This is a genomic window from Mesorhizobium huakuii (assembly GCF_030160235.1).
GTDB classification, from domain to species: Bacteria; Pseudomonadota; Alphaproteobacteria; order Rhizobiales; family Rhizobiaceae; genus Mesorhizobium; species Mesorhizobium huakuii.
In genome coordinates, this window is sequence record NZ_BSNY01000007.1 from 1 (window position 1) to 13,357 (window position 13,357).

A 13,357-nucleotide genomic window follows, 5' to 3' on the forward strand; every position below is an offset into this window, starting at 1 on the left:
TCGCACGCCTCAGGCGCCATTGGGCGGCACGGCGCTGCGCGGGACGCTCGATCTCGAGCGTCCGGCCGAGGCACCGCGCCAGCGTCCCGAAGCCGGCGCCCGCACGCCGCAGGGCGGCTGGGTGCGCGACCTCCTGACCGCGGCATCGAACGAAGCCGATCTCAGGCCGGCGGCAGCACCTTCGGCCCCTGCGGAAGCGCCGCGCGCGGCCCCTGCCCAGCGCTCGCCACTGCACGTCGTGGAATCGCTGAACTCGCTCTCCGTCGACATCGCGCGGGCCATCGACCACGATGCTTCGATCGAGCTGTGGAACCGCTATCGGCGCGGCGAACGGGACGTGTTCACCCGCCGGCTCTACACGCTGAAGGGCCAGCAGACATTCGATGAAATCCGCCGCAAATATCAAGGCGAGGCCGAATTCCGCGCCGCCGTCGACCGTTACTGCGACGACTTCGAGAAGCTGCTCAAGGATGTCTCGCGCAACGACCGCGACAACATCATGGCGCAGACCTACCTGACCTCGGACACCGGCAAGGTCTACACCATGCTGGCCCACGCCAGCGGGCGCCTGCACTAGGCAGCCGCCGAGACTCGCTTGCGGAGACCTCGGTGTTTCCGCAAGCGAGCCGCCAAAACGCCCGGTTCCCTGCCGGCCCCGACCTTCTTCAGACTGATCGATCCACAGGAAGTAACGGCGGGCCTACGGTGTGAAAGTCACATTCAAAGGGATCACTCAGCCATACGAAACCTTCGAAGAGTTCGGCCCAGTCCTTGGTCACTTCGACCTAGAGCAGCAGTTTGAACTATGGATTTCGGCCCCGGGTGGCCAATCCATCTCCATGCTGAGGAATGGCGACAACGCTTGGCTAATGTATTTGCGCTTCGATGGAGACACCGGCTCAGTGACACAGGGCGCCCAACCCACAGATGGGACCTGTGTTTACACGCTCGCAAACGGTCAGATGGACGAATATCCCCTGTCGTGGTGCATCCCGATCGAGCAATGCTACGAGGCGATAACATACTTCTTCCTCAACAACGGTGGCCAATACGAGTCGGTGGCATGGCAGGACATGTGAGCAACGCGGCCCAGCGAACCGCGGGATGAAAGGGTACCGATCGTGAAGACGGCAATCATATTCGACTGCGAGTTTCTCTGCCTGGAGGGGTCGCAACGTCGGTTTTGGTGCGCGGCCCACGATCCCGATCCGGTCATCGCGCAGATCGGTGCGGTCAGGCTTGGTCTCGATGGCGACTTTCCGCTGCTCGGCACGCACAAGGCCTATATCAGACCGATCGACCGGTTTGGCCGGAGATACGAACTCGACCCGTTCTTCACCAGGCTGACCGGCATCACCGAGGAAAACATCGAGACGGAGGGGGTCGCGCTGGGAGACGCGCTTGCCGGGGTCGATCGCTTTTCCGATGGAGCGCGGTTCTGGTCCTGGGGCAAGGACGAACTGAACATGATGGCCGTCAGCTGCTATGTCGCGGGCATTCAGCCTTCTATCCCCGCCACCCGGTTCGACAACGCCGTCAAGCTGCTGATCGCGGCCGGGATGCCGATCGAGGATCTGGCGCGGACGCCGAGCAACAAGCTCGCGGACTATTACGGCGTCGAACACCCGCCATTGCGGGGACATGACGCGCTCGACGACGCGCTGTCCGTCACCTACACCCTGCAGCACCTGATGAAGACCGGGAAGCTGCGGCCGGAAGCCTTCGACCGCCTGTAGCTCGAAGCGTCTGGCCGGATTGCGCTCAGATCACCGAATCCGTCCAGCGGACGATCTGCTTGGCGGCATCGCCGAAGGCATTGTCGAGCGCTTTGACGTAGGCAGGATTGCCGCTGCCCGAGACGGGAGCGGACGCGGTGAAGCTCTTGGAAGCACGCACCTCGCCGTTGCGATCGTTGAGCAGGCGCACGAACAGGTCGACTTCGGCATGTTCGCCGCCGTCGACGCTCACTTCGAAGGAACGGATCTCGACGATCACCTGGTAGTCGATTGCCAGGCCCTCGCCCGGCTTGCCGACGCCGGCAAAGCTGCCGGAGCGCTGGAAGGTCTCCGCCAGCCGCGCCTGCACGATCAGCGGCAGGCGGTCGGCCCATTGCGCGCCCTTCAGATACTGGATCGAGCGGTCGGAGGGTTTGATGACGATGTTCTGGCTGTCCAGCGCCTTCAGCGCGGACGGCTGCGCGATCAGGATTTGCTTGCGGCTGTGGCCTTGGGCGTCAACCGACGGCGCCGAAAGCTCGAATGTGTCGAGCGGCGCAGGCTTGCCGCCCAGTACCGCACAGCCGGCAAGCGACAGCGCAAGCAACGCCGCAGCCGGTGTCAATCCACCCGTTCTCACCCACACCGACTTCACGCGCGATCCCCGTTGTCCCCGGATCGTAAGATCAACCCGCATCCGCAGCTCATGTTCTTGGGGCGAGCAGACGCCGAAGTCAACGCCGCGCCCTGCCGTCGAATTGCCGAACCTCGCCCTCGCCGCCCGAAAGAATGCGCTGCGGATTGCGGCTGAGATCCGTGACCGCCTCCTCGATGCGGGTGATCGAGCGGCGGCTGTCCTGCACCAATGCCTCGACATTCGACAGGCCCTGGCCCGAGAAGCGCGCCAGATTGTCGGTGATGACGCCAAGCCGCGCATTCAGCGTATCGGCAACCTGCTTGAACGATTTCAGCGTATCCCTGGCGTCGGCCATCAGGCCGTCGGCCTGCCCCGAGCCGAGCAAGGTGTCGACTCTGGCGAGGATGCCGTCGACCCGCACCGAGGCATCGTTGAGCCGCTGCGCCAATTGCTTGGCATCCTTGATCGTCTGGTCGATATCGTCGGCGCGGTTGGCGAACTTGTCTGTCACCATTGCGATATCGGCGGCGGCCTTGTTGGCGTTTTCGCTGGCCTTCTGGATGTTGGCCAAAGCCTCACGCACCTGCGCCGGATCGACTCCGTCGAGCACGCCGTCGACCTTGGCCAGCGTGCCTTGCGTCTGCTTGGCGAAATCATTGACGGACCCGACCGCCGTGTCGACATTCTTGATCACTCCGTCGAGCTGCTGCGATGTCTGCTTGAGGTTCGCGGTCACCGTATCGACATTGGCGACGATGCTCTTGATCTTGTCCCTGTCGACGGCATTGAGCAGGCCCTCCGCCGCCTTTAGCGTCCCGTCGAGCTTGCCGGACACGCCCTTCAGTTCTTCGGACAGCGCGCTGACGCTGGACAGGAATTTGTCGATGCCGTCGGAATTCTTGGCCAGCGCATCGGAGAATGTCTGCACGTTCTGGACAGTCTGCGTCAGCGGCCCGCGAACATCCCTGGTGAAACCCTCGAGTTCGGACAGCACCTTGTCGGCACGGGTGAAGATGGTCTGCGCCGTCTGCAAAAGGTTGGTGACCGCCGACGGGTTGGCGACGATCTCCGCAACCTTGCCTTCCTTCTCGGCCTGGTCGAGGAGTTTTACTTCCTTGGGGTCGGCGCCCTTGAGTTCGATGTTGGCCTGGCCAGTGAGGCCGGCGAGGCCGATATCGGCCTGCGTTGACTTGGTGATCGGCGTTTGCCGGTCAACCTGGGTGTCGGCGATCGCGATGGTCGGATTGTCGACGTCGATATAGACGCGCTTGACCTCTCCGACCTTGACGCCGTTGAACAGCACGAAGCTGCCGCGGCCAAGGCCGGAAGCCGAACCCGGGATACGCACGCGCAGCAGCGTGGTCTCGCCCTTGTCGCCAATCGCCGCCGTCCAGTAGACGAAGCCGAACGCCGCCAGGATCGCAACCAGCGTAAAGATGCCGACAATGACGTAGTTGGCTCTGGTTTCCATTGCTTCACTTATGGCTATGCACGTGCGGCAAGATCAAGTTGGCGGGCGCGTTTTCCGCGGAAATAGGATTTTACCCACGGTTCCTCGCTCTTCAGCATGTCGTCGATGGTGCCTTCGACCAATACTTTCTTCTTGCCCAGCACCGCCACGTGATCGCAAGCGGTAAACAGCGTGTCGAGGTCGTGCGTGACCATATAGACGGTCAGATCCATGGTGTCTCGCAGCTTGACGACGAGTTCGTCGAACTCGGCAGCGCTGATCGGATCGAGGCCGGACGTCGGCTCGTCGAGAAAGACGATGTCCGGGTCGAGCGCCAGGGCGCGCGCCAGTGCTGCACGCTTGATCATGCCGCCGGAGAGTTCGGAAGGGAATTTCTGCGCCGCGTCCGGCGGCAACCCGACCAGTTCGATCTTGAGCAGCGCCAGCTCGTCCATCAGCTTCCTTGGCAGGTCGAGATATTCGCGCATCGGCACCTGCACGTTCTCCTGCACGGTCAGCGCCGAAAACAGCGCGCCATGCTGGAACAGCACGCCAAGGCGCATGTCGATGCGCAGGCGCTCGATATCGCTTGCCTTGTCGACGTCGACACCGAACAGCTTGATCGTTCCCGACTGCTTGGGCATCAGGCCCAGAATGGTGCGCAACAGAACGGACTTGCCGGCGCCCGAAGCGCCGACGAAACCCAGGATCTCGCCGCGCTTGATGTCGAGCGTTAGCTTGTCGAGGATCAGCTTGTCCTGGATGGCAACGGTGACGTCGCGCACCGAAAGGACGATCTCGTTCTCGTCCTTTTCCTCCATCTTGATGCCATTGCCCTTCGCCATTGTGTCAGAACTCGATCGCTGCATAGAACATGGCGAAAAGCCCATCGAGGATGATGACGACGAAGATCGACTTCACCACGGAGGCGGTCACGTGCTGGCCGAGCGATTCGGCGCTGCCGCCAACCTTCATGCCTTCGACCGAGGCGATCGTGCCGATGATCATGGCCATGAACGGCGCCTTGATCAGCCCGGCGAAAATCGTGCTGAGATCGATGGCGACACGCAAGCGGTCGATGAATGCGGCCGGTGGGATATCGGAGTAGAGCCAGGCCGCGACGATGCCGCCGCCGAGTGCCGCGAAATTGGCGATGATGGTCAGGCACGGCAAGGCGATCACCAGCGCGACCAGGCGCGGAAAAACCAGGACGCCGATCGGATTGAGTCCGATGACCTTCAGCGCGTCGACCTCCTCGCGCATCTTCATCGAGCCGATCTCGGCGGTGATCGCGCTGCCGGAACGGCCGGCGATCATGATTGCCGTCATCAGCACGCCGAGTTCGCGCAGGATCAGCACGCCGACGAGGTCGACGACGAAGATATCGGCGCCGAAATAGCTGAGCTGGTAGGCGCCTTGCTGGGCGACGATGGCGCCGACGATCGCCGACATCAGCACCACCACGGGAATGGCGCCGACGCCCATGCGGTCGATCTGGTTGAAGATCGCCGCCGGGTTGACGGCATGGCCACGGCCGAGCTTCATCTGCGCGCCGCGGATGGTGGCACCCAGAATATTCATCGAGGCGAAGAAATCGTCACGCATCTCGTAGACGCGCCGGCCAACCGCCTCCAGCGCCCGAATGACGATGTTGGGCGGCCGCGCCGGGCCGGATTCGGGTTCGCGCCGGACAGCCTCGCCGACCGCGTCGAGCAGGATGGCGGCGATCTCGCTTTGGCCTTGCAGCCGGACCTCGACATTCTTCTTCTCGAAGGCGCTGACCAGCCGGTCGATCAACCAGGCGCCAGCGGTATCGATCTTCTCAATCTTCGAAAGATCGAGCGCCAAAGTCTTGAAACCGCTTCGTTTCTCGATCTTGCGCATGTCGGCGTCGATCAGCGCCACGGTTCGTGTCGTCCAGATTCCGGAGAACGCGCAGCCGAGCACGCCACCCTCCTCGCCCACCGCCACGCGTGGTTGGTGGTCAGCCTCCGAGGCGGTGGTGCCGCTTGCGTCGCGCTTGCCGATGGTCAACATGGCGTCCTGTTTAGCCTGATGGGTCCGACCTTGTCGATTTGCCGACAACCCTTCTGGCACAGCCGGAGCAGAAAAATATGGCGCGTGTCATTTCGGTTGAGGCCGAGCGTTTTCCGATCGCCGGAACCTTCACCATTTCGCGCGGCTCCAAGACCGAGGCCGAGGTCATCACCTGCACGATCAGCCAGGATGGCCATAGCGGGCGCGGCGAGTGCGTTCCCTACAAGCGCTATGGCGAGACCATGGACGGTGTGCACGCTGCAATCGAGGCCATGCGCGGACGGATTGCCGGTGGCATCGACCGGACCGCTTTGCTCGACGCCATGCCGGCGGGAGCCGCCCGCAACGCCGTCGACTGCGCCCTGTGGGACCTTGAAGCCAAGATCAGCGGCAAGCCCGTGGCAAACGCAATCTGGCCGGCGCCGCCGCGCCCCCTGGAAACCGCCTACACGCTGTCGCTCGGCGAACCCGAAGCGATGGCGGCACAGGCCCGCGACAATGCCGGCCGGCCGCTGCTCAAGGTCAAGATCGGCGGCGACAACGACACGGCGAGGATTCGCGCTGTGACGGAAGCTGCGCCTCGGAGCAGAATCATCCTCGATGCCAATGAGGGCTGGACCGACGACAACATCGTCGCAAACCTCGCTTTTGCCGCGGAGCAAGGCATTGCGCTGGTCGAACAGCCCCTGCCCGCTGGCCGGGACGAGATCCTGCGCCATATCGCCCATCCTGTACCGATCTGCGCCGACGAAAGCGTGCATGAGGCGAAGAACCTGGAAACGCTGGTCGGCCTCTACGACGCCGTCAACATCAAGCTCGACAAGTCCGGTGGACTGACGGCGGCGCTCATGCTGCGCGACCGCGCCCGCGAGCTGGGTTTCGGCATCATGGTCGGCTGCATGGTCGGCACGTCGCTTGCCATGGCGCCGGCGGTGCTGCTCGCCCAGGACGCCGATTTCGTCGACCTTGACGGTCCGCTGCTACTTGCCCGCGACCGTGTGCCGGGCCTCGTCTACCAGGGATCGCTCGTCTCCCCCCCGGACCGGGCGCTTTGGGGCTGAGCGCGCGGCGAGCCCGATCAGCACCAGGCCGACGATCGCGATGGGGATCATCACCAGGAAGCCATCGACGCCAAGACGGTCATAGAGCGGACCGGAAGCCAGCGTAACGGCGGCCATGAAGAAGCCGTTGAAGAAATAGGCTATGCCTTGCGCCGCACCCGTGCGTTCTTCGGAGACGGTCTCGGCGATCATTCTCTGCAGGCCGATGAGCACCATGGCGACAGACACCGAATGCAGCGACTGCACGGCGAAGAAGCCGGCGATGCCCAGGCCGAGCGGCCATACCAGTGGAAAGATGATCCAGCGCACGATCGAGCCGATGCCGGCGATCACCATCACCTTGACGACCGACACGGAAGCGAAAATGCGATTGAAAAACAAAAACATGCAGACTTCGGACACCACGCCCCAGGCCCACAGCAGGCCGACGACGGAATCGCTGATGCCGATCGATTTCCAGTAGATGGAAACAAAGCCGTAGAGGAAGGCGTGGCTGGCGGTGATGATGCCGACCCCAAAGGTGAAGTAGAGGAAATAGGCGTTGAACAGGCTCGGCGCCGCGTGCTGGATTTCCGCGGCCGACAGCGGCGAGGCCTTGCGCGGTCGCCCCATGCGCGGCGCCAGCAGCCCGGCGACGAGCGCCGCGCCAAGGGCAAGGACTATGATCACCGGAACGGCCTGGGGTCCGGTGGCCGCCAGGATGAAGCCGCCCGCGACATTGGCGCAGAGATAACAGATCGATCCCCATTTGCGCATGCTTGCATAGTTGGAGCCGAAGCGGCGCACGCCCGAAAGCGCCAGCGAATCGGCGATCGGTGAATGCGGCGTCCAGACAATGGTCAGCGCCAGCGACACAGCCAGCACCATCGCGTAGGTCGGCGTGAGGAAATAACCCATCGAGAGCAACAGCGAGGCCGCCACCAGCGCGATATAGACATTGGCGCGGTCCCTCGCCCGGTCGGCGAGTGTCGTCAGCAGCGGCGTGGTCACCACGCGCAGGAACATGGGCGCTGCAAGGATGACGGCGATCTGCTCGGCGTGAAACCCCTTGGCCTGCAGCCAGAGCGGGAAATAGGGCAGATGCGTACCGAGCGATATGAACAGCGTTCCGAAGATCAGGCTCATGCGCAGTTCGAAATGGCGCGGCTTGACGAGCTGTTCTGGCGAAAGCGGCGGCAGGGACATGAATCGATCCAATTACGCCCGCTCGATCGGCTGGCGACGTGGATCGATCCCTTAACATGGGGGAAAACCGGGCGAAACCGGCTGGACCAATCGATTGACGCTTAAAGTCGTCGCGGCCCTCGTGTCAGGCCGCCTGCCCGACGCGATCCTCGATGAGCATCGGGATGAAAGGTTCGTCGAACGACTCCGGCAGCACCTGCGCCCAGGTCAGGATTTCCATCCGGCCATCGAAATGCTCGACCACGGCCGTGCAGCTTTCCACCCAGTCGCCCGTGTTGATGTAGCGCACGTCATCGAAATTCTCGATCGCGGCATGGTGAATATGGCCGCAGATCACCCCGTCGACATGCGAGCGGCGGGCTTCCTCGGTCAGCACGGTCTGGAACGAGCCGATGAAGTTGACGGCTTTCTTGACCTTGACCTTGGCCCAGGACGAGAACGACCAGTAAGGCAGGCCGAGCCATTGGCGCAGCCGCGTCACCACCCGGTTGACGATCATCGCCGCGTCATAGGCGTGATCGCCGAGATAGGCGAGCCAGCGCTGATTGTGGACGACGGTGTCGAACTGGTCGCCGTGGATGACGAGCAGGCGCTTGCCGTCGGCGGTCTCATGGATGGCACGGTCGGCGACGACGATGCCGCCGAAATGCACACCCTGGAACTGGCGGGCGAATTCGTCGTGATTGCCGGCGATATAGGTTATGTTGGCGCCCTTGCGCGCCTTGCGCAGCAATTTCTGCACCACGTCATTGTGGCTTTGCGGCCAGTGCCAGCTGCGCCGCAGCCGCCAGCCATCGACGATGTCACCGACCAGATAGATGATGTCGGCATCATGGTAGCGCAGGAAATCGATCAGGAACTCGGCCTTCGCCGCCTTCGAGCCCAGATGGACGTCGGAAATGAACATGCTGCGGAAAGTGCGGGGCTCTTGGCCTGACATCGCGATTTCACCCTTGCTTTCGCGCAGCCTATGCCCCGATTCATGCAACAACCGTATGACGGTTGCGATTGGTCCAGCCTAAGGACTAGCTTGCCGGCCAAATCACAGGGAGAAATCGTCATGGATCTTGGTATCCGCGGAAAGAAGGCCATCGTCTGCGCTTCGAGCAAGGGACTTGGAAAAGGCTGCGCCATGGCGTTGGCCGAGGCCGGTTGCGACATCGTCGTTAATGGCCGCAATGCCGAACTCGTGGCCAAGACCGCCGCGGAGCTGCGCGAGCGTTTTGGCGTGAGGGTGACGGAAGTCGTCGGCGACGTTTCGAAACCGGATGTGCAGAAGGCGCTGCTCGCCGCCTGCCCGGAACCCGACATCCTCGTCAACAACAATGGCGGCCCGCCGCTGCGCGATTTCCGCGAACTCGATCGCGCGAAAATCCTCGAAGGCGTCACCCAGAACATGGTGACGCCGATCGAACTGGTGCAGGCCGTTCTCGACGGCATGGCGAAGCGCGGCTTCGGCCGCATCGTCAACATCACCTCGCTGTCGGTCTATGTCCCCATTCCCGGCCTTGACCTGTCGTCGGGCGCGCGCGCCGGCCTGACCTCGTTCCTTGCAGGCGTGGCGCGGACGGTGATCGACCGCAACGTCACCATCAACAGCCTACTGCCGGGCAAGCTCGACACCGACCGCCTGCGCGGCCCGCACGAGGCCGGCACCGTCGAGGACCCCGCCGCGGCCGCCGCGCGCAAGACCCGCATCAGCGCCGATGTGCCGGCCAAGCGGCTCGGCACACCGGAGGAATTCGGCCAGATCTGCGCCTTCCTCTGCTCGGTCCATGCCGGCTATCTCACGGGCCAGAACATACCGGTCGACGGAGGTCTCTACGTCAGCGCTTTCTGATCGAGAAGTCAGCGAGGCGGCAGGACTCATCCGGTATGAAACAGCCGTAAGCATCTGACATCTCGTGATTTTCGACGCGCCGCCGCTTAAAGCTGCCGGCGCGTCAATTAGCGTCGCGAAAAATCTGGACCGCGTGCTAAAAGGACTCCCGACACAGGTTTCGAGGGAGCGGCCGCATGGAAGGCGAGAACAAGAAAACGGCACGTTCGGACCTCGACGAAGCCGCTCTCTACTTCCACAAGCACCCGACGCCGGGAAAGCTCGAGATCCAGGCAACCAAGCCGCTCGGCAACCAGCGCGACCTGGCGCTCGCCTATTCACCCGGCGTGGCGGCGCCCTGCCTGGAGATCCGCGACAATCCGGCAACCGCCGCCGATTACACGGCGCGCGCCAACCTCGTCGGCGTCGTCTCCAATGGCTCGGCCGTGCTCGGCCTCGGCAATATCGGCCCGCTGGCCTCCAAGCCGGTCATGGAAGGCAAGGCGGTTCTGTTCAAGAAGTTCGCCGGCATCGACGTCTTCGACATCGAGATCGACGCCCCCGAGATCGAGCGCATGGTGGAGACCGTCGCCGCTCTCGAACCCACTTTCGGCGGCATCAACCTCGAGGACATCAAGGCGCCGGAGTGTTTTGAAGTCGAGGAGCGGCTGAAAGCCCGCATGAGCATACCGGTATTCCACGACGACCAGCATGGCACCGCCATCATCGTCGCCGCCGCCGTGCTCAACGGACTGGAGTTCGCCGGCAAGACCATCTCGGACATCAAGGTCGTCACCTCCGGTGCGGGTGCCGCCGCCCTTGCCTGTCTGAATCTTCTGGTCTCGCTCGGCGTGCGCATCGAAAACATCTGGGTCACCGACCGTTTCGGCGTTGCCTACAAGGGCCGCACCGACGAGATGGACCGCTGGAAAGACCCCTATGTGAAGGACACCGAGGCGCGCACGCTGGCCGATGTCATCCCGGGCGCCGACGTTTTCCTGGGCCTTTCGGCCGCCGGCGTGCTGAAGCCGGAGCTGCTGCAGCACATGGCGCCAAAGCCTTTGATCCTGGCGCTCGCCAATCCCAACCCCGAGATCATGCCGGAAGAAGCACGCGCCGCCCGCCCTGATGCCATGATCTGCACCGGCCGATCCGATTTTCCCAATCAGGTCAACAATGTCCTGTGCTTCCCCTACATCTTCCGCGGCGCGCTCGACTGCGGCGCCAGCGCCATCAACGAGGAAATGAAGATGGCCGCGGTGCGGGCCATCGCCGCCCTTGCCCGCGAAGAACCTTCGGACGTCGCCGCACGCGCCTATTCGGGCGAGACGCCGATCTTCGGGCCCGATTTCCTGATCCCCTCGCCCTTCGATCCCAGGCTCATCCTGCGCATCGCGCCGGCCGTCGCCAAGGCGGCCTGCGACACCGGTGTGGCGACGCGGCCGATCACCGACTTCGCCGCCTATATCGACAAGCTCAACCGTTTCGTCTTCCGCTCCGGCCTGGTGATGAAGCCGGTGTTTTCGTCCGCCAAGGCATCGAGCGCCAAGCGCGTCATCTATGCCGACGGCGAGGACGAGCGCGTGCTGCGCGCTGCCCAGGTGGTGCTGGAGGAAGGCATCGCCGAGCCGATCCTGATCGGCCGCCCGCACGTCATCGAAGTCAGGCTCAAGCGCTACGGCTTGCGCATCAAGCCCGGCGTCGACTTCGGTCTGATCAACCCCGAAGACGATCCGCGCTATCGCCACTATGTCGATCTGTTGATCGAACTCGCCGGCCGGCGCGGCGTCACGACGGAGGCCGCGCGAACCATGGTGCGCACCGACAACACGGTGATCGCGGCATTGGCGCTGAAGCGCGGCGACGCCGATGCCATGGTCTGCGGCCTCGAAGGCCGCTTCGAGCGACACTTGCGCAACGTGACGCTCATCATTGGCCCTCGCGCGGGCATCAAGGACTACGACCTGTCGACGCTTTCGATGCTGATTTCGCAGCGCGGCATCATCTTCCTTACCGATACCCACGTCTCCGTCGACCCGACGGCCGAGGAGATCGCCGAGATGACCGTACTGGCGGCCGAGGAAATCCAGCGCTTCGGCATCGAGCCGAAAGCGGCCCTTCTGTCGCATTCGGATTTCGGCTCGCGCGATTCACCAAGCGCGATCAAGATGCGCCAGGCGGCGGCGATCCTTGCGCGCATAGCGCCGGAACTACAGTGCGACGGCGAAATGCATGCCGATTCCGCGCTGTCCGAGCATTTGCGCCAGCGCGTCTATCCGCATTCGCGGCTGAAGGGCGAAGCCAATCTGCTGGTGTTCCCGAACCTCGATTCGGCCAACATCACGCTGACGGCGCTGCGCGCCATGATGGATGCGCTGCATGTCGGCCCGATCCTGCTCGGCACCGACAAGCCGGCGCACATACTGACCCCCTCGGTCACGTCGCGCGGTGTGGTCAACATGACGGCCCTGGCCGTGGTCGAGGCCGCGCACAAGGCACAGGCCATCGCCAATCTGGATTAGGCCGGTTCCTGTGGGTTCGGTCTGGCCCACAGCACAGCCTGCGCCATGCCGGCTCGCTCCAAAACCGGAGTGTTGCGAACCGGCAACTTGCGATTGCAGAAATTCGCCGCTGGCCGGAAGCGGATTTCGCGGGGGAAGCCGACCTGATATGGTTGCGCATCTGATTTGACGGCGAGGACGTCATGAAGGGCCTGTTGCTCGCATCCGCATTGCTGTCGCTGATCGGCGGACAAGCTCTTGCCGCGGACGCCATCAGTGCCGAGCCCGCAACTGTCCATGACTGGTCCGGCGTCTATGTCGGCGGGCAGATTGGCTATGGTTTCGGCAGGACCGACGCAACCTACAATTTGCCGAACACCCCGACAATCCGGGGTTCGCAGGATTACGATACCGATGGTTTCCTGGGTGGCGTGCAGATCGGCTACAACTATCAGGTCAATTCCGCTGTTCTTGGGGTCGAGGCCGATGTTTCCGGAGCCGACATCAAGGGGCACTCCGACGAAATCACCTCCGGCCTGGGCGATGTTTACGACACCAAGGTCGACTGGCTTGGAACGCTGCGCGCCAGGGCTGGCTATGCATTCGATCGCACGCTGGTCTACGGAACCGGTGGCCTGGCGTTTGGAAGTGTCGAAAACCGGTATGTTGACGGTCCGCTTGACACCTTTTCCGAGAAGAACACCAAGGTTGGCTGGACCATCGGCGCCGGACTGGAGCAAGCGATCACGGACCACTGGTCGGCGAAGTTCGAATATCAATATGTGGATCTGCGGGACCAGACCATCGACTATGCCCCGAACTCCAACACCACGTTCGACAACACGTTCAACGCCGTCAAGATCGGTATGAATTACAAGTTCTGACGGTCGGTGGAGCGATCTGCCGTGCCCCGTCGCTTTCCGGCTGATTGAACCCGCCCGCTGCCGCGATC

At 63.2% G+C, this 13,357-nt stretch carries 12 protein-coding genes; 6 read left to right on the forward strand and 6 right to left on the reverse strand.

The genetic code is table 11. The features are described 5' to 3' along the window. Together QQK95_RS01355 and QQK95_RS01365 are read left to right on the forward strand one after the other, a co-directional pair. Window positions 1–577: hypothetical protein (locus QQK95_RS01355; protein WP_284268063.1), on the forward strand; the 577-nt coding region annotated here is incomplete at its 5' end. Between the two features lie 544 nt (window positions 578–1,121). Next, entirely contained in the window at window positions 1,122–1,736 is a 615-nt protein-coding gene (locus QQK95_RS01365) for a 3'-5' exonuclease (protein WP_284268065.1), read from the forward strand. Between the two features lie 25 nt (window positions 1,737–1,761). Here the strand turns inward: QQK95_RS01365 and QQK95_RS01370 are convergent, their stop codons facing one another. Genes QQK95_RS01370 through QQK95_RS01385 form a run of 4 tightly spaced genes read right to left on the reverse strand, consistent with a single transcriptional unit; the run spans window position 1,762 to window position 5,839 of the window. Then, window positions 1,762–2,412: an ABC-type transport auxiliary lipoprotein family protein gene (locus QQK95_RS01370; RefSeq protein ID WP_202354234.1), complete on the reverse strand. Its 651-nt coding sequence runs from the start codon at window positions 2,410–2,412 to the stop codon at window positions 1,762–1,764. 37 nt (window positions 2,413–2,449) lie between these two features. Further along, a complete protein-coding gene (locus QQK95_RS01375) occupies window positions 2,450–3,823 on the reverse strand; it encodes an MlaD family protein (RefSeq protein ID WP_284268070.1) in 1,374 nt (457 codons plus the stop codon). A 14-nt stretch (window positions 3,824–3,837) separates the two neighbouring features. Further along, complete coding sequence (locus tag QQK95_RS01380) at window positions 3,838–4,647, reverse strand: ABC transporter ATP-binding protein (RefSeq protein ID WP_284268071.1); 810 nt, start codon at window positions 4,645–4,647, stop codon at window positions 3,838–3,840. A 4-nt stretch (window positions 4,648–4,651) separates the two neighbouring features. Further along, window positions 4,652–5,839, reverse strand: coding sequence for an ABC transporter permease (locus QQK95_RS01385; protein ID WP_284268072.1), 1,188 nt, complete (start codon window positions 5,837–5,839; stop codon window positions 4,652–4,654). A 77-nt stretch (window positions 5,840–5,916) separates the two neighbouring features. On the opposite strand from QQK95_RS01385, the gene dgcA reads away from it, so the two are divergent. Beyond that, window positions 5,917–6,900, forward strand: a complete 984-nt coding sequence (gene dgcA, locus QQK95_RS01390) for an N-acetyl-D-Glu racemase DgcA (protein ID WP_284268073.1) — start codon at window positions 5,917–5,919, stop codon at window positions 6,898–6,900. On the opposite strand, the gene QQK95_RS01395 is transcribed toward dgcA, so the two are convergent. Both QQK95_RS01395 and QQK95_RS01400 read right to left on the reverse strand, forming a co-directional pair. Continuing rightward, window positions 6,820–8,085, reverse strand: a complete 1,266-nt coding sequence (locus tag QQK95_RS01395; protein ID WP_284268074.1) for an MFS transporter — start codon at window positions 8,083–8,085, stop codon at window positions 6,820–6,822. The genes dgcA and QQK95_RS01395 overlap by 81 nt on opposite strands. Before the next feature lie 124 nt (window positions 8,086–8,209). After that, window positions 8,210–9,025, reverse strand: coding sequence for a UDP-2,3-diacylglucosamine diphosphatase (locus QQK95_RS01400; protein WP_284268075.1), 816 nt, complete (start codon window positions 9,023–9,025; stop codon window positions 8,210–8,212). Between the two features lie 120 nt (window positions 9,026–9,145). On the opposite strand from QQK95_RS01400, the gene QQK95_RS01405 reads away from it, so the two are divergent. The 3 genes from QQK95_RS01405 to QQK95_RS01415 all read left to right on the forward strand — a co-directional run bounded on the left by QQK95_RS01405 (window position 9,146) and on the right by QQK95_RS01415 (window position 13,289). After that, window positions 9,146–9,925 carry an SDR family oxidoreductase gene (locus QQK95_RS01405; RefSeq protein ID WP_284268077.1) on the forward strand — a complete coding sequence of 260 codons (780 nt, stop codon included), beginning with the start codon at window positions 9,146–9,148 and terminating at the stop codon, window positions 9,923–9,925. Window positions 9,926–10,101: 176 nt separating this feature from the next. Next, entirely contained in the window at window positions 10,102–12,426 is a 2,325-nt protein-coding gene (locus QQK95_RS01410; RefSeq protein ID WP_284268079.1) for an NADP-dependent malic enzyme, read from the forward strand. Between the two features lie 209 nt (window positions 12,427–12,635). After that, entirely contained in the window at window positions 12,636–13,289 is a 654-nt protein-coding gene (locus tag QQK95_RS01415; protein WP_284268081.1) for an outer membrane protein, read from the forward strand. Window positions 13,290–13,357: the final 68 nt, after the last annotated feature.